The organism is Novosphingobium mississippiense, assembly GCF_044029535.1.
Taxonomy (GTDB): domain Bacteria; phylum Pseudomonadota; class Alphaproteobacteria; order Sphingomonadales; family Sphingomonadaceae; genus Novosphingobium.
This window is the reverse complement of sequence record NZ_CP147001.1, coordinates 3,313,206-3,336,813: the sequence shown is the minus strand read 5'-3', so window position 1 is coordinate 3,336,813 and position 23,608 is coordinate 3,313,206. Positions and strand designations below refer to the sequence as shown.

Here is a 23,608-nt window from a genome sequence, read left to right as displayed (position 1 = left end):
CGCGCCCTCCATCTTTCTCCGAATCACGGTTAAGAGATGGTTACTCCCCGCGAATTTCGCCATCCTGCACCGGCGTGTCAACGGTGCGGGTCGATTTCGCCACAGGATCCGGATCGCTGTCCCAGTCGAAGATCTTGCCCTTCACGCGGTCGTAATTGACCTGCGGATCGTAGAGCACGCCGCCGTCCAGATTGAGGTCGCGCGCTTCGGCACGGCCCATCGCGGCCAGCAGGGTGAAGCCGGCGACATAGGCGTTGCGCTGCGCCGTCACCAGATCGACTTGCGCGTTCAGCAGTTCCTGCTCGGCGTTCAGGATATCCAGAATCGTGCGGTTGCCCACCGAGTTTTCCGCGCGCACGCCCTCAAGGCTGAGCGAGGCGGCATCGACCGCGGTCTTGGAAGACACGATCAGGTCGTTGGAGGCGACCCAGGCGGTATAGGCCGAACGCACTTGCGCGATCACGCTGCGTTCGGTGGCGATTTCCTGTTCCAGCGTGGCGGAGGCGGTTGCCTGCGCCTGCCGGCGCTGCGCGGCGGGCAGGCCGCCCTGGAACAGCGGGATCGAGATCGAGGCCCCTGCGGTCACCGTGTGGTTGTGTTCGTAGCCGGTGATCTGCCGATCTGCGGAGCCGAGGTAATCGGTATAACCGCCGTTCGAGAACAGGCTGACGCGCGGCAGGCGGCCGGCGCCGGCCACGTCGATGTCCTTTTCCGAGGCCTTGCTGCGCTGGCGCGCCGCCAGCACATCGGGATTGGCATCGAGCGCGACGGTGGTCGCCTCTTCCGGGTTGGCCGGAAGGTTCGGCAGCGGCGGCGGCGTTTCCAGGCTTTCGGGCGCCTTGCCGACGAAGCGGATATAGGTTTCGCGTGCGGCGGCAAGGTTCGCCTCCGCGCTGCGCAGATCGCCGGTAGCCACTGCCAGGCGCGACTGCGACTGGGCCACGTCGGTGCGGGTCAGTTCGCCGATCTGGAAACGGTCGCTGGTGGCCTGAAGGTTGACCTTCAGCACGTCCACGTTCTTGCGATTGAGCCCGACGATCGCCTCTGCCCGGATCACGTCCATGTAGGCGCCGACCACTTGCGAGAACAGCGAGCTTTCCGAACCGCGCAGCGAGGCTTGCCCCGCCTCGACGCGGATCTTGGCGGCGGCCACGCTGTTGCGCACCGCACCGCCCGAATAGATCGGCACGCCCAGATCGACACCGGCCGAGAGAATCTTGGTGGGCTGGACGTCCCGGTTGACGCCGGCGTCCACATACTTGGTAATGGAACTGCTGGCCGCCAGATTGGGCAGGCCGGAGGACCGGGCGATGGGAACGCCCTCGTCGGTGGCGCGCTGCTGGGCACGCGCCGCCTCAAGCGTGGGGTTGGTCTGATAAGCCAGGACAAGCGCGTCGCGGAGGGTGTCGGCCAGTGCCGGAGCGCTGGCCGTCGCAAAAATCAGACATCCCCCCGTGAGTAGCCCGGCACGCAGCGCGAACCGGGCCATGCTCAGAAGCTCCAGCGTTTGGGAGCAGCAAGCTCCGGCAGAACCGGAATCCCCATTTCGGCCAGCGGCAGCAGCGCCAGCGTGCCGGCGGTCTTGCGGCCGGTGGCCAGACGCGGAACGTTGCGCACGACAAGGCCGGTGACCACGCGGCCACCTTCGGCCAGCGTCGCGGTCAGCGCGGCGGGCAGTTCCTCGATCGCGCCGTCGATGACGAGCAGCGTGTGCCCACCGTTGGCAACGTCCTTGGCGGCAGCCGGATCGACCACGTCGAGCGAGCCGACCAGCGGCCGCAGCAGCGTGGCGAGATAGCCGTTGGCCTCACCCACCAGCAGGACCTTGTCGTCCCTGGTCGGGGCAGCTTCTGCCAGCAGGCGGCCGTAGAACAGCGGAGCGGCGAGCTGACGGCCGTTGTCCAGCGCGATCGCGCGGTCGATATAGGCGGCATCGCGCATACCGGCGGGCACGAAATCCTCACGCGCGACGCCGGCCATGGCTTCGAGCACCCACGGCTCGTTGACGCCGCTGGTGCGCAGCTGGCTGACGATCATGGCTTGGCGGGCAACCGCGGCAGCGGACCGATCCTCGGTCAAGGTCATTTGGGTCCCATTCCTCATGCTGTTGCGGGCATGAATGGGGCGACGCGCGCCTCCAGCCCCCGCAAAGACGGACTTGATGGCGGCCTTACTAGGCCAAGCCGCGAATGAGGCCAAGCCATTTGCAATACCTTGGTCGATCTATCGCGACGTTTGGACGATGGCACAGGCACTTGCAAAGAGCACTTGCGATTTTTGACGGCAATTGCGCCGAAAATGCGCTTTTGCGCAAAATCCAAACTCGGTCTAAGGGGCCTGCAAAAATCACGTGAACCGACAGGAAACCGGGAGCGCTCTTTCCATGGCCGAAATGGTGACGATCCGCGAAGACGACCTCATCGAGAGTGTTGCCGACGCCCTCCAGTACATCAGCTACTTCCACCCGATGGACTATATCCGCGCGCTGGGCGACGCCTATGAGGCGGAGCAAGGCCCCGCCGCCAAGGATGCCATCGCCCAGATTCTGACCAACAGCCGCATGTGCGCGGAAGGGCATCGCCCGATCTGCCAGGACACCGGCATCGTCAACGTCTTCATCGAATGGGGCCAGAACTGCCGCCTCGAATCCGAGAAGTCGCTGCAGGAAGTGGTCGATGAAGGCGTGCGCCGCGCCTACAACAATGCCGAGAACAAGCTGCGCGCTTCGGTTCTGGCCGATCCCGCCTTCACCCGTCGCAACACCAAGGACAACACGCCTTCGGTGCTTTCGGTCAGCATGGTTCCGGGCTCCAAGGTCTCGGTCGACGTTGCGGCCAAGGGCGGCGGCTCGGAAAACAAGTCGAAGTTCAAGATGATGAATCCCAGCGATTCCATCGTCGACTGGGTGATCGAGATGCTGCCCCAGATGGGCGCCGGCTGGTGCCCGCCGGGCATGTTGGGCATCGGCATCGGCGGCACGGCCGAGCACTGCGTCAAGCTTGCCAAGCAGAGCCTGATGGAGCCGATCGACATGGCCCAGCTGAAGCAGCGCGGCCCGCAGAACGATATCGAGGCGCTGCGCATCGAGATCTTCGACAAGGTGAACGCCCTCGGCATCGGCGCGCAGGGCCTTGGCGGCCTTGCCACCATCCTGGACGTGAAGATCATGGACTGGCCGTGCCACGCCGCCGGCAAGCCCGTCGCCATGATCCCCAACTGCGCCGCCACCCGCCACGCGCACTTCACGCTGGACGGTTCGGGCCCCAGCTTCCTGGAAACGCCGAATCTCGACGAATGGCCGAAGGTGGAATGGGCGCCCGATGCCGGCGCCATCCGCGTCGATCTCGACACCCTTACCCCCGAAATCGTGCAGAGCTGGAAGCAGGGCGATCGCCTGCTGCTGAACGGCAAGATGCTCACCGGCCGCGATGCCGCGCACAAGCGCATTGCCGACATGCTGGCCAAGGGTGAGGAACTGCCGGTCGATTTCAAGGGCCGCGTGATCTACTACGTCGGCCCGGTCGATCCGGTGCGCGAGGAAGTCGTTGGCCCGGCCGGCCCGACCACCGCGACCCGCATGGACAAGTTCTCCGACACCATGCTCGACCTTGGCCTGCTGGCCAGCATCGGCAAATCGGAACGCGGCCCCGCCGCCACCGAGTCCATCGCCAAGCACAAGTCGGCCTACCTGATGGCCGTCGGCGGCGCCGCTTACCTCGTCGCCCGCGCGATCAAGGAAGCCAAGGTCGTCGGCTTTGCGGATCTGGGCATGGAAGCGATCTACGAATTCACCGTCAAGGACATGCCGGTGACCGTGGCGGTCGATTCCGAGGGCAAGAACGTCCACCAGCTTGCCCCGCTGGTGTGGAAGGAAAAGATCGCCAAGGAGCATTTGCTGCCGGCGTGATCCTTTCGCGGGATTGGAAATGACGAAGGGGCCGATCCCAAGGCGGGATCGGCCCCTTTGTTTTGCCTAAGAGGGAAATTGTCCTCCCCGTACCGGGGAGGTGGCAGTCGCGAAGCGACTGACGGAGGGGATACGCGGCCTAACGCGAGGTTGCGTGGCGCTGAGACCCCCCTCCACCACCCTTCGGGCGGTCCCCCTCCCCGTTCCGGGGAGGACAGGGAACTTAAACCGTAAAGCTTTCGCCACAGCCGCACGAACCCTTGGCATTCGGGTTGGCGAACACGAATCCGGCGGTGAAATCGTCTTCCACCCAATCCATGGTGCTGCCGATCAGATAGAGCACAGAGGCGCCGTCGATGTAGAACAGACCGCCGGGAGTCTCGATCTTCTCGTCGAAAGCCTTTTCCTCGCTGACGTAGTCCACCGAATAGGCAAGGCCCGAGCAGCCCCGACGCGGGGTGGAGAGGCGCACGCCGATCGTGCCTTCGGGCGCTTCGCCCATCAGCTTGGCGATGCGCGCTTCGGCATTGGCGGTGAGGAGCACCGCGGCCGGACGCTGGCGTGCAGGCTTGGCTTCAGTGGTAGTGGTCATAGCTTCTTTTCCCAGAACAGCGCGGTGCCCGCCTGCGGGTCCAGCGCGTAATCGCCGTAGCCGAGCGCGGCGTAGAGGCCCTTGGCCGTCGCATTGCCGCTCAGCACTTCGAGCGTGATCTTGCAGGCGCCGCGCGTGCGGGCCTCCGCCTCTACCGCCAGCATCAGCGCCCGGCCCACGCCGCGCCCACGTGCCTCAGGCAGCACGGCCATGTCGTGGATGTTCACCAGCGGACGCGCCGCGAAAGTCGAGAATCCGGTGATGCAGTTTGCCAGGCCGAGGGCTTCGTCGCCATCAAAGGCCAGCAGCGAGAACGCGCCTTGATGCGCGGCAAGGCCGGGCACCAGGCGTTCGCGCACATCATCGGAAAGCGCCTTGCCCCCACCCATCGGATCGCGCGCATAGCTGTCGAGCAACGCGACCACGCGCGCGGCATCGGCCGCGTCGGCATAGTCGGCCAGGCGCACCGTAATGGTAGAGGCAAGCGTCGCCATCAGAGCATGCCCAGTTCGAGCTTCGCCTCGTCGGACATCTTGGCCATGTCCCATGGCGGATCCCAGACGAGGTTGACCTCGGCATCGCGCACGCCCGGCACGGCCGAGACGCGCATCTCCACTTCACCGGGCATCGATTCCGCCACCGGGCAATGCGGCGTGGTCAGCGTCATCGTTACCGCGACCGAAGCCTCGGGCGAGACTTCGACGCCGTAGATCAGGCCAAGGTCGTAGATGTTGACGGGAATCTCGGGGTCGAAGATTTCCTTCAATGCGTCGATCACGCCGTCGTAGATCGATCCGCCGGGCTGGCCGGGGTCGATACCTTGCGGCTTTTCGGCGAGGAATCCGTCAAGGTAGTCACGCTTGCGCTCAACCGGGGGAACGGGCACGTCCTCGACGCGCGCACGGGGCGCAGGCGTTACCGAATCGACTTCCTCGACAGTGAAACTGGGCTTCTGGTCACTCATCCAAAAATTCTCCGGGTGCGCTCGATACCCTTCATGAGCGCCTCGATATCGCTGTCATCGCTGTAGAGGCCGAAGCTGGCGCGGGCCGTGGCGGGAACGCCAAGGTGGTCCATCAGCGGCTGCGCACAGTGGTGGCCGGCACGGATCGCGACGCCCTCTTCATCCAATATGGTGCCGAGGTCGTGCGGATGCACCCCATCCATCGCGAAAGAAACGATTCCGACCGAATCTGCCGGGCCGAACAGGGTAATGTCGTTGCGCTTGCCCAGTTCGGCGCGCAGCCGGGCGGCCAGATCGCGTTCGTGGCGCTCTGCGCGGTCGAGACCCTGCGCAGTCAGCCAGTCGATCGCGGCGCCAAGGCCCAGGGCCTCGACGATCATCGGCGTGCCTGCCTCGAAACGCTGTGGCGCCGGGGCGTACGTGGTTTTCTCGAAGGTGACGCGGTCGATCATCGACCCGCCGCCCTGCCACGGGGGCATGGCATCGAGCAGTGCCTTCTTCGCCCAGAGCGCGCCGATCCCGGTGGGGCCGTAGAGCTTGTGTGCGGAGAAGACGTAAAAATCGCATTGCATCGCCGTCACATCGAGGGCGATGCGCGGCGCCGCCTGGCAACCGTCGATCAGCAGCTTCGCGCCCACCGCATGGGCCAGCTTCGCGGCATGTTCCACGTGGAGCACTGAGCCCAGCACGTTGGAAACATGCGCCAGCGCCACCAGCTTGTGCGCGGGGGTGAGGATGCGCTCGGCCGCTTCCAGATCGATTTGACCGTCCTCGGTCAGCGGGCAGACGTCGATTTCGACGCCGGTGCGGTCACGCAGCAACTGCCACGGCACGATGTTGGAGTGATGCTCCAGCGTCGAGAGCAGGATGCGGTCGCCCGCCTTGAGGTTCTGCACGCCCCAGGTCTGCGCGACGAGGTTGATCGCCTCGGTCGCGCCACGGGTGAAGACGATCTCATCCTCATGCCCGCCCAGGAACGCGGCGACCTTGCGGCGTGCCGCCTCGAACGCCAGCGTCATCTCGGCAGAGCGGGCATAGACGCCGCGATGCACGGTCGCATAGTCGCGGCCGAGTGCATTGACGGTGGCGTCGATCACTGCCTGCGGCTTCTGCGCGGTCGCGCCGGTGTCGAGGTAGTGCCAGTTCCCGGCCAGACCGGGGAACTGATCCTTGAGGACGAGTGTATCGGTACTCACAGGATCGCCTCCAGACGGGCAATCGCAGCCTCGTTCAGCGCGTCTTCGCCCGGTGCGCCGGTGAAGGCTTCGGCAACGAAGGCCTGCAGCATCAGACGCTTGGCTTCGGGCGGAGTGAGGCCGCGGCTCATCAGGTAGAACAGGCCGTGGGCGTCCAGTTCGCCCACCGCGCAGCCATGTGCCGCCTTGACGTCATCGGCGTAGATTTCCAGCTCCGGCCGGGCATTGGCGGTGGCCGTACGGTCCAGCAGCATGGCGCGGACCGACTGTTCGGCATCGGTACCGTCCGCCCCGCGCTCGACGCCGATGCAGCCGAGGTAGGAGCCGACCGAATGGCCGGCCAGCACCGTGCGCACGATCTGGCTGGAGGTGGCGTTCTTCTCGGCATGGACCACCTTGGTGACCACTTCCAGAGTCTCGCTGCCGGTGGCCAGCTGTGCCGCGCCCAGCGTGAAGTCGGCGCCCTCGCCCAGCCGCACATCCACCGCCACGCGGCCATAGACCGGGCCGGAAGACAGCACGCGCAAGTCGAACTTCGCGCGCGCGCCCAGCGTGATCACCAGATGGCGAGCGACTGCAGAGGCGCCATCCTCGACGATCTGCAGCGTTTCCTCGGCATCGGCGGCGACAACGATCTCTTCGCGGGCGACCGGCCAGAGGCCCGCCAGCGCGTCGAGATCGGAATAGCGGAAGTCCTCATCCTTGCGGGTGGGCAGGAGAAGAGTGTCAGTCATTGGCCGCTCTCCCCAGGAAGGCGCCGGGCACGCCGGCCAGCCAGCGCTCACCGTTCAGCGAATGGGCATCGACCGAGAATCCCTGCGGATGCTTGGCAGACCGGGCGATGGCCGAAGCGGCTTCCGCCTCGGATCCATAGACGCCGACCAGTTCGCCGTCCTTGGTCTCGGCATCGTCCTCGTGCCAGAGAAGGTAGACCATGGTCATGCGACGACGGCCTCGTAGCCCTCTTCCTCCAGCTGGAGCGCGAGTTCGGGGCCGCCCGACTTGACGATCCGGCCGGCGGCCAGAACGTGCACGAAGTCCGGCTTCACATAGTCCAGCAGGCGCTGGTAGTGGGTGATCAGCAGCACCGCCTTGTCCGGCGCGCGCATGATCGAATTGATCCCTTCGCCGCATATGCGCAGCGCATCGATGTCGAGGCCGGAGTCGGTCTCGTCCAGGATCGCCAGCTTGGGATCGAGGATGCCCATCTGCACCATCTCGGCGCGCTTCTTCTCACCGCCCGAAAAGCCGACGTTCACGGGGCGCTTCAGCATGTCCATGTCCATGCGCAGCAGGCCCGCCTTCTCGCGCGCCAGCTTCAGGAATTCGCCGCCCGACAGCGGTTCCTCGCCCCGGCCCTTGCGCTGGGCATTGGCCGCTTCGCGCAGGAACTGCACGAAGGAGACGCCGGGAATCTCGACCGGGTACTGGAAGCCCAGGAACAGGCCGGCGGCGGCGCGCTCGTGCGGTTCCAGTTCCAGCAGGTCCTGACCGTTGAAATCGACCGAGCCGCCGGTCACTTCATAACCGGGACGACCGCCGAGGGTGTAGCCCAGCGTCGACTTGCCGGCGCCGTTGGGACCCATGATCGCGTGAATCTCGCCCGGATTGATCGTCAGCGAGAGACCCTTGAGGATGGGCTTGTCGGCAACATTGGCCTGAAGGTTATCGATCTTGAGCATGGTCATCCTTCGGCGCCCTCATCGAAGCGAGGCGCGGCAGTGGCACCGGCCTTCCGGCGCGCGGAGCGCTTGTCGAAAGGCACGTTGAGTTCGGTGGTGATCTCGCGCACGACGCTGTCGATGCGATCGAGCACTTCGTCTTCGGAGAAGCGCAGCACGCGAATGCCCACTTCGATCAGCTTGCGGTCCTGCAGCTCGTTCACGTCCGGGTTGGAATCCTCGGGGCTGAGCTGCACGACGATCCAGCGCGAAGGGCAGGCGAAGTCCACGATGGTCGATCCGACCACCGACTGGCGGGTGAACTTCACGCCGCCCAGCTTCGAACCGGAGATTTCCGCCCAGAGCGCCTTCTGCGCATCGCTGGGATTGCGGCGCATTTCCTTGGCGCGCTCTTTCAGCGTTTCCAGGCGGGCGCCGGTGACGTTGAAGCTGGCCTTGGCGTCGGCCTTCGGCGCGGCGTCCTTGCTGATGCCGAGGGTCTTACGGGCGGCGGTCATGCGGGGATTCCTTTGAATGTCTTGCAAATGGGGAAGCGGGTCATCGTCAGCCCACACTTCCTTCAAGGCTGATGCCCAGCAGCTTCTGCGCCTCCACGGCGAACTCCATCGGCAGCTGCTGAAGCACTTCCTTGGCGAAACCGTTGACGATCAGCGCCACCGCCTGCTCGGTGTCGAGCCCGCGTTGCATGGCGTAGAACAGCTGGTCGTCGCTGATCTTGCTGGTGGTCGCCTCGTGCTCGATCTGGGCGCTGGGATTTCGCACCTCGATATAGGGCACGGTATGGGCGCCGCATTCCTTGCCCAGCAGCAGCGAATCGCACTGGGTGAAGTTGCGCACGCCTTCGGCATTGGCGGCCACGCGGACAAGGCCGCGATAGGTGTTGTTGCTCTTGCCGGCCGAGATGCCCTTGGAGATGATCGTCGAACGGCTGCCCTTGCCGTTGTGGATCATCTTGGTGCCGGTATCGGCCTGCTGGAAATTGTTGGTGACGGCCACCGAGTAGAACTCGCCCACCGAATCCTCGCCGTTGAGGACGCAGCTGGGGTACTTCCAGGTGATGGCGGAGCCGGTTTCCACCTGCGTCCACGAGATCTTGGAGCGGGCGCCCTGGCACAACCCGCGCTTGGTCACGAAGTTGTAGATGCCGCCCTTGCCGTTGGCGTCGCCGGGGTACCAGTTCTGCACGGTGGAGTACTTGATCTCGGCATCTTCCAGCGCGACGAGTTCGACCACGGCGGCGTGAAGCTGGTTTTCATCGCGCATCGGCGCGGTGCAGCCTTCCAGGTACGAGACGTAGCTGCCCTTTTCCGCGATGATCAGGGTGCGCTCGAACTGGCCGGTATTCTCCGCATTGATGCGGAAATAGGTGCTCAGCTCCATCGGGCAGCGCACGCCTTCGGGAATGTAGACGAAGGTGCCGTCGGAAAAGACCGCGCAGTTCAGCGCCGCGAAGTAGTTGTCCTGCACGGGCACGACCTTGCCCAGCCACTTCTTCACCAGTTCCGGATATTCGCGGATCGCTTCGGAGATCGAGCGGAAGATCACGCCCGCCTGCTCCAGCTCCTTGCGGAAGGTGGTGGCGACGGAAACCGAATCGAACACCGCGTCCACGGCCACCTTGCGCGCGCCTTCGACGCCGGCGAGCACTTTCTGCTCCTCCAGCGGAATGCCCAGCTTTTCGTAGACCTTCAGGATTTCGGGATCGACTTCGTCCAGGCTGGACAGCGAAGGCTTCTTCTTGGGCGCGGCCCAATAGTAGGCTTCCTGATAGTCGATCGGCGGCACGTTCAGCTTCGCCCAGTCCGGCATCGGCATGTCCAGCCAGCGGCGATAGGCCTTCAGGCGCCATTCCAGCATCCATTCCGGCTCGTCCTTCTTGGCCGAGATGAAGCGCACGGTGTCTTCGGACAGGCCCTTGGGCCCGTATTCCTGCTCGATATCGGCAACCCAGCCGTGCTCGTACTCCGCCACGCGGGCGGCGGCATCGCGCGCGGCCTGATCGCGCAGTTCGGGCGCATCGTCCTGGCCCAAGGCCGAGCTCAGTGCCGGAGCGGTTTCTTCAGTCATTCAAACTTCCTCGACGAGCTGGGTCAGGGCCACTTGCGCCAGAGCGCCACGCAGCGCCGCGTTCACCTGCGGCCAGTGCGGGCGCACCTGGCAGCCCCCCTCGATCTGGCATTCGGGTTTGTCCGGAGACTTGCCCTTTTCTAGGCAGGCGGTGAGCGCGATGGGCCCTTCGACTGCCTCGACGATATCCGCAACCGAAATCGTGTCCGGCGAACGGGCCAGCTTCAGCCCGCCGCCCACGCCGCGCGATGAACGCAGCAGGCCGGCGGCGGTCAGCTTGCTCACCAGCTTCTGCACGGTGGGCGCGGGAAGCCGGGTTTCCTCGGCCAGCTGCGCCGCCGAGACTCGCCCATGCTTCGAATCACCCGCGACGAGCGGGCATCCGCCGCAGTGCCGGGCGGCAGCAGACATGATGACGACGGCATAATCCGCCATGCTCGATAGACGCATCGGTAGAGGCTTTCGGGACCCGCAGCTAAAGTGGATCAATTTCTTCCGATTTGCCACCTAGTGCAGGAAGGCTGCGGTTTCAATGGAGTTTCAACAGGATTTGCGGCGTGCAACGGTTAACGCTGTTGCAACCCTCTCCACATCCGGGGAAAAATAACCCGAAATAAACCAAAAAAAGGCGGCCCCCAGCGAACTGGGAACCGCCCTTAAGGTAATAAAGAACTCGTGCGCATCCCGCTACGAGCCCTTCGGGTCGCAAATCCCGTGTAGGGAAGGGGCCGGGCGATTTATTGTATAATTGCGACACGGCGTGTCGCAGATCGCACGCGAGGCGGCGATTCCGTCGCTTCATGGCGATCCGGCCCGCCATTCCGGGCGGGCAAAGAAGCATTTGAGCGACGCGCCGTACCCGTTTATGCGCGCGGGTGTGATTTATTCGTTACTCCGCCCCGCCCTGTTCCGACTCGACGCCGAATCGGCGCACGGCCTTGCCCTCACTGGTCTCAAGCTGGCCGGTTCCACCCGCGCGCCGGTGTTTCCGGCCAGCCTTGCCACGCAAGTGGCGGGAATCGCCTTCCCCAATCCGGTGGGCATGGCCGCGGGCTTCGACAAGGATGGCGAAGTGCCCGATGCGCTGCTGGGGCTGGGCTTCGGCTTTGCGGAAGTGGGCTCGATCACCCCCCTGCCCCAGTCCGGCAATCCCAAGCCGCGCCTGTTCCGGCTGGTGGAGGATCGCGCGGTGATCAACCGCATGGGATTCAACAACAAGGGCGCGGAAGTCGCGTTTGCGTGCCTGTCGGCGCGGCGTGATCGCCCGGGCGTGCTGGGCATCAATATCGGTGCGAACAAGGATTCGACCGACCGCGTGGCCGATTATGCCACGATGGCGCGGATGATGGCGCCGCTGGCGACGTACCTGGCGGTCAATATCTCCAGCCCCAACACCCCCGGCCTGCGCGCCCTGCAGGACGAATCGGCGCTGACCGGCCTGCTGGACGCGGTGATCGCCGCGCGGGACGAGGCTTGCGGCGACGATGTTGGCGGCGGGGGGCGCCGTCCGCCGGTGTTCCTGAAGGTCGCGCCCGATCTGGAGCCGGCCGATATCGATGCCATCGCCCGCATCGCCATCGACCGGCGGCTGGGCGCGCTGATCGTTTCCAACACCACGATCTCCCGCCCGGCGCTTGCCTCGCGCCACGGTGGGGAGACCGGCGGGCTTTCGGGCGCGCCGCTGAAGGATCTGGCACTGCAGCGCCTGCGCGATTTCCGCAGTGCCACCGGCGGGGCGATTCCGCTCGTCGGCGTGGGGGGCATCGCCAAGGCGGAAGACGCCTGGGCGCGCATTCGCGCCGGGGCCAGCCTGGTGCAGGTCTACAGCGCGATGGTCTATGAAGGCCCGGGCATTGCCAAGGCTATCTGCAAGGGCCTTGAATCGCTGATGAAGCGCGATGGTTTTGCCACCATCGCCGATGCCGTGGGTACAGAATAAAGCCGCATTCGCGGTTTTTCCCTGCCCGATCTGGTCACTGGCCGCGCTTGTCGCAACCGCCGCGCGCGCCTAGACGTTGACCAAACGACAAATTCCGACATTTCATTGAGAGGACCCCGGTCAACATGGATCTTGTTGACTTCGACAACAGCACGAACTTCGTTTCGCTGTTCCTGAAGCGTGCCGATGCCCTCGGCGAAACCCCGATGCTCTGGGCCAAGCGCGATGGCGCCTGGCGGCCGATCACCTGGGCCGAAGTGGCGCGGCGGGTCTGCCTGATGGCCTCCGCCCTGCGTCGCATGGGCCTGCACGATGGCGACCGGGTGCTGATCGTCTCCGAAAACCGCCCCGAATGGTGCATCGCCGATCTGGCGATCATGGCCGCCGGCTGCGTGACGGTGCCCACCTACACCACCAACACCACGCGCGATCACATCCACATCCTGGAAAATTCGGGCGCGAATGCCGCCATCGTCTCCTCGGCCAAGCTGGGCAAGACGCTGCTGCCGGCGATCGTCCAGACCGACCTGTGCCGCCACGTGATCGGCATGGAGCGGATGCCGCCGCTGCAGGGCGGATCGTTCGAGCTGCACGACTGGGACGGCCTGTTCGAAGGCGATCCGGTCCTCGCGCGGGCAGAGGTGGAAGCCCGGCTCGTCAACTTCACCCGTGAAGACCTGGCCTGCATCATCTATACCAGCGGCACCGGCGGCGCCCCGCGCGGGGTGCGCCAGCACCACGGCATGTTGCTGACCAACGTGGCCGGCGCGGCGCAGATCGTGATGGACGATTTCGGCCTGGACCAGAGCGAGACGTTCCTCTCGTTCCTGCCGCTCAGCCACGCGTACGAGCATACCGGCGGCCAGTTCCTGCCGATCGGCGTGGGGGGGCAAATCTACTATTCCGAGGGCCTGGACAAGCTGGCCGCCAATATCGAGGAAGTGCGGCCGACCATCATGGTCGTGGTGCCGCGCCTGTTCGAAGTGCTGCGCACGCGCATCATGAAGCAGATCGAGAAGCAGGGCGCCGTCGCCTCGCGGCTGATGGACATGGCGACCGGCCTTGGCGAACGCCGCCAGCGCGGCCGCTGGCGGTTCGGCGACAAGGCGATGAATCTGCTGCTGGAACACACGCTGCGCCCCAAGGTGCGCGCGAAGTTCGGCGGCCGGATCAAGGCGCTGGTTTCCGGCGGTGCGCCGCTCAATCCCGAGATCGGGGTATTCTTCGATTCGATGGGGCTGACCCTGCTGCAGGGCTATGGCCAGACCGAGGCGGGGCCGATCATCAGCTGCAACCGCCCCGCTGCCGGCATCAACCACGCCACCGTTGGCCCGCCGCTGCGCGGAGTGGACCTGCGGATTGCCGACGATGGCGAGATTCTGGTGCGCGGCGAACTGGTCATGCAGGGCTATTGGCAGAACGATGCCGCCAGCCGTGCGGTGCTGGTCGATTCCGGATCGGGCCCCTGGCTGCATACCGGCGACATCGGCCATATCGATGCGCAGGGCCGCATCCAGATCACCGACCGCAAGAAGGACATGATCGTCAACGACAAGGGCGACAATGTCTCACCGCAGAAGGTGGAATCGATGCTGACGCTCCAGCCGGAGATCGCGCAGGCCATGGTCTATGGCGATCGCCGCCCCTACATCGTCGGCCTGATCGTGCCCGATGCCGACTGGGCGCTGGAATGGGCCAAGGCGAACGACGAGAAGTTCGATTTCAAGGCGCTGCAGCGCCTGCCCGTCTTCCGGGCGGAAATCCGCGGCGCGATCGATCGCGTCAACGCGGACCTCTCCGTGATCGAAAAGGTGCGCCAGTACGCCTTCGCCGACGAGCCGTTCTCGATCGAGAACGAGGAGATGACCCCCAGCCTGAAGATCCGTCGGCACAAGCTGAAGGAACGCTACGTCGATCGGCTGGACGCGCTGTACCGGAACTGAGTGTGGAGTCCTGTTGGACGAGCGCGACACAACATCCACGACACCAAACTTCGTCATCCCCGCGAAGGCGGGAATCCCGCTTCCTTTGGCGCATGACGCAAGGCCAGCGGGGCGCCTCCGCCTTCGCGGGGGCGACGAGGTGTTTTGGCGATAGGTTGGTCGCTTACCGGTTGAAGTGGCTGCTCTCCCTCACGGCACCAGCGTCGTGAACAGATAGGTCGCGAAGATCACCAGATGCACCATGCCCTGCACCAGCGTGGTGCGCCCGGTGCTCAATGTCATCGTCGCCACCAGCAGGGTCAGGCCCAGCAGCACGGTCGACTTGGCGGACAGGCCCAGTTCGAGGTCGAGCCCCATCGACATCGAGGCGATGGCCACCGCCGGAATCGTGAGCCCGATCGTGGCGAGCGCCGAGCCGATGGCAAGGTTGAGGCTCGTCTGCACCCGGTTGGCGCGCGCGGCGGAGAGCGCGGCAAGGCTCTCCGGCGCCAGCACCAGCGCGGCGATGATGATGCCTACCAGCGCGGGCGGCGCGCCCATTGCAGCCACGCCTGCTTCGATGGAGGGCGAAAGCGCCTTGGCCAGCAGCACCACTGCGATCAGCGTCAGCGGCAGCATCGCTCCTGCAGCCGCCGCCTTGGCATCGGGCACGCTATCGTGGGCGCCCTCGTTCTCTTCGGGATAGAGGAAGTGGTCGCGGTGCCAGATGGTCTGGGCGACAACGAAAACACCGTAGAGCATCAGTGCGTCGAAGGCGATGAAGATCAGCTGGTTGTCGTTGTAGAACGGACCGACGCTGCTGGTCGTGTAGTTGGGCATGACCAGCGTCAGCACCGAGAGGGTGGCGAGAATCGCCAGGCCGTGATTGACGCCGGACTGGGTATAGCCCTGCTCGTGATGCCGCCCGCCGCCGAGCAGCAGGCAGACGCCGACGATGCCGTTGATGGTGATCATCACCGCCGCGATCACGGTATCGCGCGCTAGCGACTGTGCACCGTGGCCCTCGCTCAACATGATCGAGACGATCAGCGAGGTTTCGATCACCGTCACCGCGAACGCCAGGATCAGCGTGCCGAACGGTTCCCCCACGCGGTGGGCGATCACTTCGGCGTGATAGACCGCGGCCATCACCGCCCCGCCCATCGCCACCGCCACCAGCACGGCGATCGCGATGCTGGAAGGCTTGCCCAGCGCCACCGCCGCCAGTGCGATCAGCGGCACCGCCAGCGACCATGGCGCCAGGCCAAAGGTGGGAAAACGGGCGGGGGCCCTGGCGGTGCGGGGGGCGGGTTCGCTCATGGTCCGGCAGTATAGGCGAAATTGCCTTCGCGGCCAGTTGGATGGCGTTTCCGGTTTGTGAAGCTGTAGGGGGCGTTTTGGAAATCGGCTGCAGACGGATTTCGCGGCACCGGCGCTCTTCCCCATCCGTGAAAACGAAACGCGCCGGATGTTTCCATCCGGCGCGCCCCCCAGCAAAGGAAACCAGGTATTCTTTTCTTGGTGACGTCTATTGCGACCCGGCGGGCTTCTGGGAGGAATTCGAAATCAAGCGGCTTCCTTCTCGATCCATTCGGGAAAGAAGCTGGGCTCGCGGTTGGACCAGCCGGGCGCGGTGGCGGCGGCTTCGCTGATCGAATGAAGCAGCAGCTTGCGGCGATCGGGGTGGATCTGCGGCAATGCCGATGCGCCGCAGAACGCGGCGGGCAGCCACGGACGCACCCAGCCGCCCAGCAGCCGCTCGTAGAGGAACCTGAACGCCGGGAAGGACGAGATGCGCTCCTGCGAAAGGTCGAAAGCGGCCATCCGCAACAGCTTGCCCATGAAGGCCGCCACATCATCGAAATCCGTTTCGTCGGGGCGTATCGCGCGCAGCGCCTTGATCTCGTCATAGGCGGCATATTGCTTGCGGATGGAGGCCAGCTCGGTGGCGTTGCGGCCCCACAGCTTGAAGGCATCCTGCCGGCCCAGCCCCACGTCCAGACTGCGCCGGATGTAGCGCTGTTCGCACCCGGTGAAGCTGGCGAATTCCCGCAGCTCGCTGATCGTGACTGTGGCGGCGCCGGTGTAGGTCATGCTCATGACTCCCGTGACGGGGAAGGTCATCCCCTTCCCACGAGAATCATTTTCACGCCTTTCAGCTTTCCATGCGCTTAACCGCGCAATCGTTTGCTTACGGCCGTTAGCGGAAGCATTTCGAAACGAATTCGTTAACCATCAGATCAGGCCGGCAAGCGGGCTTGAAGGGTCCGCATAGCGCCTTTGGCCCATGCGTCCGGCAAGATATGCGTCGCGTCCGGCCATCACCGCCAGCTTCATCGCGCGGGCCATGCGAATCGGATCTTTCGCCTCGGCGATGGCGGTATTCATCAGCACGCCGTCGCAGCCCAGCTCCATCGCCACCGCCGCTTCGGAGGCAGTGCCGACGCCGGCGTCGACCAGCACCGGCACCTTGGCGCCTTCGACGATCAGGCGCACGGTCACCTTGTTCTGGATGCCCAGCCCCGAACCGATCGGGGCGCCCAGCGGCATTACCGCCACGGCGCCGCATTCCTCAAGCTGCTTGGCGGCGATCGGATCGTCCACGCAGTAGACCATCGGCAGGAAGCCTTCCTTGGCCAGGATCTCGGTGGCCTTCAGCGTCTCGCGCATGTCGGGATAGAGCGTGCGCGCCTCGCCCAGCACTTCCAGCTTCACCAGATCCCAGCCGCCCGCCTCGCGCGCCAGGCGCAGCGTGCGGATCGCGTCGTCGGCGGTGAAGCAGCCGGCGGTGTTGGGCAGGTAGGTGATCTTCTTCGGATCGATGAAGTCCGTCAGCATCGGCGCCTTGGGGTCCGACACATTGACGCGGCGCACCGCCACGGTGACGATTTCCGCGCCCGAAGCCGCAACCGCCGCCGCGTTCTGTTCGAAATCCTTGTACTTGCCGGTGCCCACGATCAGGCGTGAGGTGAAAGTGCGGCCGGCGACAGTCCAGGTGTCGTTCGAAGCGGAAGCAGTATCGGTCAAGGTTCGCGTCCTTTCGGGCGAGCGGGAGTCAGGAGTTTCGGAAAGAGATGCCGGGTGTCAGCCGCCGCCGACGAAGTGGACGATCTCCAGCACGTCGCCGTCCGACAACAGGACATCGCCCAGCGTCGAACGCGGGGCGATCTCGCCATTGTGTTCGACCGCGACCTTCTTGGGGTCCAGCCCGATATCGGCGACAAGGTCGGCAATGCTGGAGCCGGACGCGATGCGGCGCGGCTCGCCGTTGACGGTGAGGGAGATGTCTGCAGCCATGCGCCGCAGATAGCGCCGGGAACGGATTTGGAAAGTGCCGATTGGCGACTCTCAATGCGTGTGGCGCATGTTCCGGATGTGGGCGAAGGCGACGAAGGAGACGCCGATGATGGTCAGCACCGACTCGGCCGTTCCATGGCCCACCAGAATGGCGGTAGCCATCAGCGCAAGGCCCAGGCCGCCGATGACCAGCGGCGCGACGCGGCCATGGCGGGCAACGCCGAAGCCCAGCGAGATCACCCCGACGATCACTGCCAGCATCAGGCCGACGCGGTGAATCTCGGGAGAGAGCAGCACCTTGCCACCCAGGAAGTCGCCGCCCAGGCCCAGGAAGCCGACCAGCACCACACCCAGGACGCAATGCACGGCGCACAGGCCGCTCAGGACGATGCCTGCCCGGTCCATCCGGTTTCGAATCGCTGTCAGGGTGCTCCGCATGGGGCATCATCTATGTGATGTTGTATCATCATGCAAGAGCCGGTCTTCACAATCTTTCGTCCAGACGACGTGCCTCTTGCGCAATTCGTCGCAAGATCGCAGGGACATGGGCCATGAGAAATGCTGACGGTCGCCCGCTGCTCGGAACTTCCGACGATATCGTTCCCATGGTGCGCTGGCTCTTCTTCGTGGCCGCGCTGGTGGTGATGATCGTGGCGGTGGGTGGAATCACCCGCCTGACCGAATCCGGCCTGTCGATCACCGAGTGGAAGCCGATCACCGGCGCCCTTCCCCCGCTGACGCAGGCGCAGTGGCAGGCGGAGTTCGACCATTACAAGCAGATCCCGCAATATATCGACGTGAACGGCCCGGCGGGCATGACGCTGGGGCAGTACAAGTTCATCTACTTCTGGGAATGGGTCCACCGCCTGCTCGCCCGCCTGATCGGGCTGGCCTTCGCGCTGCCGCTGGCGTGGTTCTGGTTCAAGCGCACGATCCCGCTGGGCTACAAGCCGCGCCTGCTGGCGCTGCTGGCGCTGGGCGGACTGCAGGGCGTGGTCGGCTGGTGGATGGTCTCCTCCGGCCTCACCGCCGAAGCGGCCGACCGGGTGAGCCACTTCCGCCTCGCCGCGCACCTGCTGGTGGCGCTGACGACTTTGGGCGGGCTGGTCTGGACTGCGCTCGATCTGCGCGAACTGGCGCGCGGGCAGGCGCGGGCGCGGCTGACGCGGTTCGGGGCGCTGGCGCTGGCGATGCTGTTCTTCCAGCTGTTCATGGGCGCGATGGTGGCGGGCCTGCGCGCGGGCTATGTCGCCGGTGCCGGCTGGTTCAGTCTGGACGCCTGGCCGCTGATGCAGGGCACGTTCTTCCCCGATGGCGTCGAGTGGGCCGGCGGCGCGCTCCATGCGCTGGTCAACGATCCCTACCTGACCCATTTCGTCCATCGCTGGTGGGCCTGGGCGGTCGTCGCAGTGCTGATCGTCATGGCGCGCCGGTTGAAGGCGATGCGTCTGCGCAAGATCTCCATCGCGATCCACTGCGCCTTCGGGATTCAGGTGATCCTCGGCATCTGCACCGTCTGGTCCGGCGTGGCGCTGTGGCTGGCGGTGGCCCACCAGCTTTGCGGTGCGCTGCTGGTGGCGGCGACCGCCTGGGGCGCTCACGGCCTCGGCCGCCGCGATCAGGTGGGGCTGGGAATGTGAGCGAAGCGGCCGCCTCCGTCGCCGCACTGATCTGGAGCCCGTTTCCCGATCAGGACAGCGCGCTGGCGGCAATCAACGCGCTGCTGGACGAGGGCTTGGCCGCCTGCGGTAACCTGATGCCGGGCATGACTTCCGTGTTCGTCTGGAACGGCCAGAAGGACAGTGCGCAGGAACTGGGCCTGCTGGTGAAGACCAACGCCGCCCTGCTCGATGCCGCGGTCGCCCGGCTGGCCGAACTGCATCCTTATGATGAGCCGGCCGTGCTGGGCTGGCGCTGCGATACCGGCGCGCCGGGCACGCTGGCATGGCTGGCCGGCATTGGGACGGGGACGGGCTCTATATAGGCAACACCATGCCATCCCTTCCCGTCATCCCCGCGAAGGCGGGGATCCCGCTTCCTTCTGCAACCTCGCGACGAAGAACAAGCGGGGCCCCCGCCTTCGCGGGGGCGACGAAGTGGAGAGGCGGATCCTCGTTTTGGTAGCCCCGCCATTGTACCCAAACTCACGACGGTATTATTTTACCTCTCTGGAATGCCGCGGTCTGCTTGACTTGCACGCCCTTTTCGACGATTTGGCCGCCTTCCCGCGTAGCCGGAGATTCGCCGAAAGCGATTCCCTGCCCTGCGCGACCTGAACATTAGGGATAGACCAGCCATGAAGGCGCTTACGAAGGTCACCCGGTCGATCAAGCCGGCCGAGGTGGAAAAGAAGTGGCATCTGATCGATGCCGAGGGTCTGGTGGTTGGCCGTCTCGCGGTCGTCATCGCAGACCTCCTGCGCGGCAAGCACAAGCCGAGCTTCACCCCGCACGTCGATTGCGGCGACCACGTCGTCGTGATCAACGCCGAGAAGGTGAAGTTCACCGGCAACAAGCTGAAGCAGCAGACCTACTACAAGCACACCGGCTATGCCGGCGGCATCAAGGAAGTGACCGCGGACAAGGTTCTCGCCGGTCGTTTCCCCGAGCGCGTGCTTGAAAAGGCTGTTGAGCGCATGATCCCCCGTGGCCCGCTCGGCCGCGACCAGATGCGTGCCCTGCACCTCTACGCCGGCACCGAGCACCCGCACGGTGGCACCCAGCCCGAAGCGCTCGACGTCGCTTCCATGAACCGCAAGAACAAGGTTGGCGCGTAATGTCTGATACCGATACCGTTCAGAGCCTGTCCGACCTGAAGGACCTCGGCGAAGTCGCCGTTGTCGATTCGGCTGAGACGATCGCTCCCGTCGTTTCCAACGCGCCGCTCCGCGCCCAGGAAATCGACGCCCAGGGCCGCGCCTATGCCACCGGCCGTCGTAAGGACGCCGTGGCCCGCGTGTGGGTCAAGCCCGGCACCGGCAAGGTGATCATCAACGGTCGCGACCAGGAAGTGTACTTCGCACGTCCGACCCTGCGCCTCGTCATCAACCAGACCTTCCAGGTTGCTGGTCGCGACGGCCAGTACGACGTGATCGCCACCGTCAAGGGCGGCGGTCTCTCGGGCCAGGCCGGTGCTGTGAAGCACGGCATCGCCCAGGCTCTGTCGAAGTACGAGCCCGCCCTGCGCGCTGCCGTCAAGGCTGCCGGCTTCCTTACCCGCGACCCGCGCGTCGTCGAGCGTAAGAAGTACGGCCGTGCCAAGGCACGTCGTAGCTTCCAGTTCTCGAAGCGTTAATCGCTACCGAGAGCTTGCCGCTTTACGAAAAGGGGTCGCGGGAAACCGCGGCCCTTTTTTGTTGCGTGGCGTTGGCGAAGTGCTGGGCCTCCCATCCTTCGACAAGCTCAGGATGAGCGGGCGTGGGGATTTGAGGTGGTCGATATCTGAGGTGGTGGGGATCTGAGATCGTTCCACCCATGGCATCCAGCACCGCCCTTCCCACCCGCTCAGCCTGAGCCTGTCGAAGGCCCCGCAGCCAAGAACCCGGTGGCATGAAAAAGGGCGCCGCCCTAAAGCGACGCCCCTTCCCATTTCCGAAGTCCGCTCAGCCTTGCGGCAGGGCATAGGCGACCAGATAGTCGCCCGTCTTGGTGCCCAGCCCGCCATGGCCGCCGGCGGCGATCAGCACGTATTGCCTGCCGTCCACCGCATAGCTCATCGGCGTGGCATTGCCGCCGGCCGGCAGGCCGACCTGCCACAGCGTCTTGCCCGTGCGCACATCCACCGCGCGGAACATCTGGTCCGCCGTGGCGCCGATGAAGTCGAGCCCGCCGGCCGTCATCATGTTGCCGCCGATGTTGAAGATGCCGGTCGGCAGCGGCAGGTTCGTATGGGTGCCGCCCAGCCCGGTGGCGCGGGTGTCGCCGATCGGGCGCTGCCAGACGATCTTGTGCGTCACCAGATCGATGGCGGTCAGCGTGCCCCATGGCGGCGGGTTGCACGGCACGCCCAGCGCGTTGAGCCACGGATGGACCATGCCGACATAGGGCGTGCCATATTGCGGCGCGAGTCCCGGGCCGATCTTCGGTTCGTTACCCGAACCGTTCCACGGCGGCACCGCGCCCGACTTCTCGTAGGGTCCACGCGGCTTCATGGTGATCATGAAGGGGATGTAGTTCGAATTGGCGATCAACAGCTTGCGCTGCGGGTCGATGGTGGCGCCGTGCCAGTCGATCACGCCGTCGAAAGCGGGATAGACGATCGTCGGCTTCAGCTGCGGCGGCGTGAACTGCCCTTCGTAATGCGCCTTGCGGAATTCGATGCGGCACATCATCTGGTCGATCGGGGTTGCGCCCCAGAGGTGGTTTTCCACCAGATCGGCCGGCGTCAGCGAGGGCATGCCCACCGGATAGGGCTGGGTCTTCGCCAGCGTTTCACCCGGAACCCCGTCCTGCGGCACTGCCTTCTCGATCGTCTTGACGATCGGCTGGCCGGTCCGCCGGTCCAGCACGAAGAACTCGCCGCGCTTGGTGGACTGGACGAGGGCGGGCACCAGCTTGCCGTTCACCGGCAGGTCCACCATCGATGGGCCAACGGGCAGGTCCATGTCCCACACGTCATGATGCACGGTCTGGAAGTGCCAGCGCGGCTGCCCGGTGGTGATGTCCAGCGCGACCACCGAGCTGGAATAGGCATCGTCGAACGGACGGCGCCCGCCACCGAAATAGTCCGGCGTGGCGTTGCCCAGCGGCAGGTAGACCATGTTGAGGTCCGGATCGGCGGTATAGACGCCCCACGCATTGGGGGTGCCGCGCGTCAGTTCGGTCTTGTCGTCGGGATGGACCACCTGATCTGGATGGCCGACGTCCCAGGCCCAGATGATCTGGCCGGTCACCGGATCGAAGGCGCGAACGGCGCCCGAAGGCTCGTTGCGGGCCTGATTGTCGTAGACCCAGCCGCCCAGGATCATGCGATCGTGAATCACCAGCGGGGGGGAAGTCACGAAGTGGAATCCGGCGGGCACATGGCCAAGATACTTGGCCAGGCTGATGAAGCCATGATCGCCGAAATCCTCGCAAGGCTTACCCGTCTCGGCATTGAGCGCCATGATCCGGGCGTCCAGTACGGGGGCAAGGATGCGGGTGGGGCAGACGCTGCTCTTGCCCTCGGGCGCCTTGTAATAGGCGACACCGCGACAGGCGAGGTAGACGTCGGCATCGGTGTTGGCCTTGGGATCGAACTTCCACTTCACCTTGCCGGTGCGCGCGTCCAGCGCCTCCACCCAGGAATGGCCGGTGCAGACGTAGAGCGTATCCCCCACCTTGATCGGGGTGACTTCGAAGTTGAATTCATGGCCGGCATCGGTGCCGCCCACATCCTCGCCCGGGCGCATGTGATCGCCGGTCTCGGCCGTCCACGCCACCTTCAGGTTCTGGACATTGCCGGTGTTGATCTGGGCGAGCGGGGAGAAGCGATCGCCCTTGGCGGTGCGGCCGTAATACCACCAGTCCTCGGCCGGGACCGAACCGTCCACCTGCCCGGCGAAGACGCGTTTGCCGGCATCGCCGGAAACGCCCACCGGACGGGCAAAGCCGATGACGAGGACCACGATCGAAAGCGCGCAGGCCAGCGCCGGGCCCAGCGCGGCGCGGCGCGCCAGCGGGCGGCGGTCTTCCTCCGGAACGATTCCGCGCCGCACCCAGGGCAGCAGCAGCCAGAGCCCCAGCACCGTGGGCGCCACCAGCCGGGGTTCCAGCCCCCAACCGGTGAATCCCACTTCGTAGATCGCCCAGATCACCGTGCCGGTCAGCACCGCGGCATAGAGCCACAGCGCCTCCGGCCTTCGTCGCAAGGCCAGCACGCCGGTGGCGATCAGCGCCAGTCCGGCAACGAGGTAGTAGAGCGAGCCGGCGAGCAGCGCGAGCCTTGCGCCGCCCACCGCGAAGACCGCGCCGATCACCAGCAGGGCAATGCCGGTGAACCAGGGGCGGCGACGGCGGGCGCCGAAATGGGGGGGGGGAAAGTGTCAAAGTGTTTCTCCTTTGC

Annotated in this window: 25 protein-coding genes; 7 read left to right on the top strand and 18 right to left on the bottom strand. The window is 65.4% G+C overall.

Going from position 1 to position 23,608, the window contains the following annotated elements; all coding sequences use genetic code 11:
* Positions 1 to 40 precede the first annotated feature (40 nt).
* Together WBP06_RS15765 and WBP06_RS15760 are read right to left on the bottom strand one after the other, a co-directional pair.
* Positions 41 to 1,489, bottom strand: a complete 1,449-nt coding sequence (locus tag WBP06_RS15765) for a TolC family outer membrane protein (RefSeq protein ID WP_395329667.1) — start codon at positions 1,487 to 1,489, stop codon at positions 41 to 43.
* Positions 1,490 to 1,491: 2 nt separating this feature from the next.
* Positions 1,492 to 2,085, bottom strand: coding sequence for a protein-L-isoaspartate O-methyltransferase (locus tag WBP06_RS15760; RefSeq protein WP_395329665.1), 594 nt, complete (start codon positions 2,083 to 2,085; stop codon positions 1,492 to 1,494).
* A gap of 298 nt (positions 2,086 to 2,383) precedes the next feature.
* Between WBP06_RS15760 and WBP06_RS15755 the strand changes: the two genes are divergently transcribed.
* Complete coding sequence (locus WBP06_RS15755) at positions 2,384 to 3,907, top strand: fumarate hydratase (protein WP_395329663.1); 1,524 nt, start codon at positions 2,384 to 2,386, stop codon at positions 3,905 to 3,907.
* A 223-nt stretch (positions 3,908 to 4,130) separates the two neighbouring features.
* Here the strand turns inward: WBP06_RS15755 and WBP06_RS15750 are convergent, their stop codons facing one another.
* The 10 genes from WBP06_RS15750 to WBP06_RS15705 are packed head-to-tail and all read right to left on the bottom strand — an operon-like array spanning position 4,131 to position 10,858.
* Entirely contained in the window at positions 4,131 to 4,499 is a 369-nt protein-coding gene (locus tag WBP06_RS15750; RefSeq protein WP_395329661.1) for a HesB/IscA family protein, read from the bottom strand.
* Positions 4,496 to 4,993 (bottom strand): GNAT family N-acetyltransferase, encoded by a 498-nt coding sequence (locus WBP06_RS15745; protein WP_395329659.1) that lies wholly within the window; start codon positions 4,991 to 4,993, stop codon positions 4,496 to 4,498. Before WBP06_RS15745 ends, WBP06_RS15750 begins: the two co-directional genes overlap by 4 nt.
* A complete protein-coding gene (locus WBP06_RS15740) occupies positions 4,993 to 5,463 on the bottom strand; it encodes an SUF system Fe-S cluster assembly protein (protein WP_132387668.1) in 471 nt (156 codons plus the stop codon). The genes WBP06_RS15745 and WBP06_RS15740 overlap by 1 nt, the downstream gene beginning before the upstream one ends.
* Positions 5,460 to 6,659 carry an aminotransferase class V-fold PLP-dependent enzyme gene (locus WBP06_RS15735; protein WP_395329656.1) on the bottom strand — a complete coding sequence of 400 codons (1,200 nt, stop codon included), beginning with the start codon at positions 6,657 to 6,659 and terminating at the stop codon, positions 5,460 to 5,462. Before WBP06_RS15735 ends, WBP06_RS15740 begins: the two co-directional genes overlap by 4 nt.
* Entirely contained in the window at positions 6,656 to 7,393 is a 738-nt protein-coding gene (locus WBP06_RS15730; protein ID WP_395329654.1) for a SufD family Fe-S cluster assembly protein, read from the bottom strand. The genes WBP06_RS15735 and WBP06_RS15730 overlap by 4 nt, the downstream gene beginning before the upstream one ends.
* Positions 7,386 to 7,601: a hypothetical protein gene (locus tag WBP06_RS15725; RefSeq protein ID WP_395329652.1), complete on the bottom strand. Its 216-nt coding sequence runs from the start codon at positions 7,599 to 7,601 to the stop codon at positions 7,386 to 7,388. The genes WBP06_RS15730 and WBP06_RS15725 overlap by 8 nt, the downstream gene beginning before the upstream one ends.
* Positions 7,598 to 8,341, bottom strand: coding sequence for a Fe-S cluster assembly ATPase SufC (gene sufC / locus WBP06_RS15720; protein ID WP_395329650.1), 744 nt, complete (start codon positions 8,339 to 8,341; stop codon positions 7,598 to 7,600). The genes WBP06_RS15725 and sufC overlap by 4 nt, the downstream gene beginning before the upstream one ends.
* 2 nt (positions 8,342 to 8,343) lie before the next feature.
* Complete coding sequence (locus WBP06_RS15715; RefSeq protein ID WP_395329648.1) at positions 8,344 to 8,838, bottom strand: endonuclease domain-containing protein; 495 nt, start codon at positions 8,836 to 8,838, stop codon at positions 8,344 to 8,346.
* A gap of 46 nt (positions 8,839 to 8,884) precedes the next feature.
* Positions 8,885 to 10,408, bottom strand: coding sequence for a Fe-S cluster assembly protein SufB (gene sufB, locus WBP06_RS15710; protein ID WP_395329646.1), 1,524 nt, complete (start codon positions 10,406 to 10,408; stop codon positions 8,885 to 8,887).
* Positions 10,409 to 10,858 carry an RrF2 family transcriptional regulator gene (locus WBP06_RS15705; RefSeq protein ID WP_395329644.1) on the bottom strand — a complete coding sequence of 150 codons (450 nt, stop codon included), beginning with the start codon at positions 10,856 to 10,858 and terminating at the stop codon, positions 10,409 to 10,411.
* Positions 10,859 to 11,273: 415 nt separating this feature from the next.
* Between WBP06_RS15705 and WBP06_RS15700 the strand changes: the two genes are divergently transcribed.
* Together WBP06_RS15700 and WBP06_RS15695 are read left to right on the top strand one after the other, a co-directional pair.
* On the top strand, positions 11,274 to 12,347 hold the full coding sequence (locus WBP06_RS15700) for a quinone-dependent dihydroorotate dehydrogenase (RefSeq protein WP_395334203.1): 1,074 nt from the start codon (positions 11,274 to 11,276) through the stop codon (positions 12,345 to 12,347).
* A 125-nt stretch (positions 12,348 to 12,472) separates the two neighbouring features.
* Positions 12,473 to 14,290 (top strand): AMP-dependent synthetase/ligase, encoded by a 1,818-nt coding sequence (locus tag WBP06_RS15695; protein ID WP_395329642.1) that lies wholly within the window; start codon positions 12,473 to 12,475, stop codon positions 14,288 to 14,290.
* A gap of 189 nt (positions 14,291 to 14,479) precedes the next feature.
* On the opposite strand, the gene WBP06_RS15690 is transcribed toward WBP06_RS15695, so the two are convergent.
* The 5 genes from WBP06_RS15690 to WBP06_RS15670 form a co-directional block, all read right to left on the bottom strand.
* Positions 14,480 to 15,589 carry a calcium:proton antiporter gene (locus WBP06_RS15690; RefSeq protein ID WP_395329640.1) on the bottom strand — a complete coding sequence of 370 codons (1,110 nt, stop codon included), beginning with the start codon at positions 15,587 to 15,589 and terminating at the stop codon, positions 14,480 to 14,482.
* Positions 15,590 to 15,835: 246 nt separating this feature from the next.
* Positions 15,836 to 16,363 (bottom strand): hypothetical protein, encoded by a 528-nt coding sequence (locus WBP06_RS15685; protein ID WP_395329638.1) that lies wholly within the window; start codon positions 16,361 to 16,363, stop codon positions 15,836 to 15,838.
* A gap of 141 nt (positions 16,364 to 16,504) precedes the next feature.
* Positions 16,505 to 17,296, bottom strand: a complete 792-nt coding sequence (locus WBP06_RS15680; protein ID WP_395329636.1) for a thiazole synthase — start codon at positions 17,294 to 17,296, stop codon at positions 16,505 to 16,507.
* 57 nt (positions 17,297 to 17,353) lie between these two features.
* Positions 17,354 to 17,566 (bottom strand): sulfur carrier protein ThiS, encoded by a 213-nt coding sequence (thiS, locus tag WBP06_RS15675; protein WP_395329634.1) that lies wholly within the window; start codon positions 17,564 to 17,566, stop codon positions 17,354 to 17,356.
* Between the two features lie 51 nt (positions 17,567 to 17,617).
* Positions 17,618 to 17,971 carry a MerC domain-containing protein gene (locus WBP06_RS15670; protein ID WP_395329632.1) on the bottom strand — a complete coding sequence of 118 codons (354 nt, stop codon included), beginning with the start codon at positions 17,969 to 17,971 and terminating at the stop codon, positions 17,618 to 17,620.
* A 146-nt stretch (positions 17,972 to 18,117) separates the two neighbouring features.
* On the opposite strand from WBP06_RS15670, the gene WBP06_RS15665 reads away from it, so the two are divergent.
* From WBP06_RS15665 to rpsI, 4 genes are all read left to right on the top strand, one after another.
* Positions 18,118 to 19,206, top strand: coding sequence for a COX15/CtaA family protein (locus WBP06_RS15665; RefSeq protein ID WP_395329630.1), 1,089 nt, complete (start codon positions 18,118 to 18,120; stop codon positions 19,204 to 19,206).
* Positions 19,203 to 19,550, top strand: a complete 348-nt coding sequence (gene cutA, locus WBP06_RS15660) for a divalent-cation tolerance protein CutA (RefSeq protein ID WP_395329628.1) — start codon at positions 19,203 to 19,205, stop codon at positions 19,548 to 19,550. The genes WBP06_RS15665 and cutA overlap by 4 nt, the downstream gene beginning before the upstream one ends.
* Before the next feature lie 312 nt (positions 19,551 to 19,862).
* On the top strand, positions 19,863 to 20,342 hold the full coding sequence (rplM, locus tag WBP06_RS15655) for a 50S ribosomal protein L13 (RefSeq protein WP_142636519.1): 480 nt from the start codon (positions 19,863 to 19,865) through the stop codon (positions 20,340 to 20,342).
* A complete protein-coding gene (rpsI, locus tag WBP06_RS15650; protein ID WP_395329625.1) occupies positions 20,342 to 20,860 on the top strand; it encodes a 30S ribosomal protein S9 in 519 nt (172 codons plus the stop codon). The genes rplM and rpsI overlap by 1 nt, the downstream gene beginning before the upstream one ends.
* 307 nt (positions 20,861 to 21,167) lie before the next feature.
* Here the strand turns inward: rpsI and WBP06_RS15645 are convergent, their stop codons facing one another.
* Positions 21,168 to 23,528 carry a membrane-bound PQQ-dependent dehydrogenase, glucose/quinate/shikimate family gene (locus WBP06_RS15645; protein ID WP_395334201.1) on the bottom strand — a complete coding sequence of 787 codons (2,361 nt, stop codon included), beginning with the start codon at positions 23,526 to 23,528 and terminating at the stop codon, positions 21,168 to 21,170.
* Between the last annotated feature and the right edge of the window lie 80 nt (positions 23,529 to 23,608).

What these genes read in the sequence shown, in the direction of transcription:
- WBP06_RS15765 (WP_395329667.1), bottom strand. Translation starts at nt 1,489, where the DNA reads ATGGCCCGGTTCGCGCTGCGTGCCGGGCTACTCACGGGGGGATGTCTG.
- WBP06_RS15760 (WP_395329665.1), bottom strand. Translation starts at nt 2,085, where the DNA reads ATGACCTTGACCGAGGATCGGTCCGCTGCCGCGGTTGCCCGCCAAGCC.
- WBP06_RS15755 (WP_395329663.1), top strand. Translation starts at nt 2,384, where the DNA reads ATGGCCGAAATGGTGACGATCCGCGAAGACGACCTCATCGAGAGTGTT.
- WBP06_RS15750 (WP_395329661.1), bottom strand. Translation starts at nt 4,499, where the DNA reads ATGACCACTACCACTGAAGCCAAGCCTGCACGCCAGCGTCCGGCCGCG.
- WBP06_RS15745 (WP_395329659.1), bottom strand. Translation starts at nt 4,993, where the DNA reads ATGGCGACGCTTGCCTCTACCATTACGGTGCGCCTGGCCGACTATGCC.
- WBP06_RS15740 (WP_132387668.1), bottom strand. Translation starts at nt 5,463, where the DNA reads ATGAGTGACCAGAAGCCCAGTTTCACTGTCGAGGAAGTCGATTCGGTA.
- WBP06_RS15730 (WP_395329654.1), bottom strand. Translation starts at nt 7,393, where the DNA reads ATGACTGACACTCTTCTCCTGCCCACCCGCAAGGATGAGGACTTCCGC.
- WBP06_RS15725 (WP_395329652.1), bottom strand. Translation starts at nt 7,601, where the DNA reads ATGACCATGGTCTACCTTCTCTGGCACGAGGACGATGCCGAGACCAAG.
- sufC (WP_395329650.1), bottom strand. Translation starts at nt 8,341, where the DNA reads ATGCTCAAGATCGATAACCTTCAGGCCAATGTTGCCGACAAGCCCATC.
- WBP06_RS15715 (WP_395329648.1), bottom strand. Translation starts at nt 8,838, where the DNA reads ATGACCGCCGCCCGTAAGACCCTCGGCATCAGCAAGGACGCCGCGCCG.
- sufB (WP_395329646.1), bottom strand. Translation starts at nt 10,408, where the DNA reads ATGACTGAAGAAACCGCTCCGGCACTGAGCTCGGCCTTGGGCCAGGAC.
- WBP06_RS15705 (WP_395329644.1), bottom strand. Translation starts at nt 10,858, where the DNA reads ATGCGTCTATCGAGCATGGCGGATTATGCCGTCGTCATCATGTCTGCT.
- WBP06_RS15700 (WP_395334203.1), top strand. Translation starts at nt 11,274, where the DNA reads ATGCGCGCGGGTGTGATTTATTCGTTACTCCGCCCCGCCCTGTTCCGA.
- WBP06_RS15695 (WP_395329642.1), top strand. Translation starts at nt 12,473, where the DNA reads ATGGATCTTGTTGACTTCGACAACAGCACGAACTTCGTTTCGCTGTTC.
- WBP06_RS15690 (WP_395329640.1), bottom strand. Translation starts at nt 15,589, where the DNA reads ATGAGCGAACCCGCCCCCCGCACCGCCAGGGCCCCCGCCCGTTTTCCC.
- WBP06_RS15685 (WP_395329638.1), bottom strand. Translation starts at nt 16,363, where the DNA reads ATGACCTACACCGGCGCCGCCACAGTCACGATCAGCGAGCTGCGGGAA.
- thiS (WP_395329634.1), bottom strand. Translation starts at nt 17,566, where the DNA reads ATGGCTGCAGACATCTCCCTCACCGTCAACGGCGAGCCGCGCCGCATC.
- WBP06_RS15670 (WP_395329632.1), bottom strand. Translation starts at nt 17,971, where the DNA reads ATGGACCGGGCAGGCATCGTCCTGAGCGGCCTGTGCGCCGTGCATTGC.
- WBP06_RS15665 (WP_395329630.1), top strand. Translation starts at nt 18,118, where the DNA reads ATGAGAAATGCTGACGGTCGCCCGCTGCTCGGAACTTCCGACGATATC.
- rplM (WP_142636519.1), top strand. Translation starts at nt 19,863, where the DNA reads ATGAAGGCGCTTACGAAGGTCACCCGGTCGATCAAGCCGGCCGAGGTG.
- rpsI (WP_395329625.1), top strand. Translation starts at nt 20,342, where the DNA reads ATGTCTGATACCGATACCGTTCAGAGCCTGTCCGACCTGAAGGACCTC.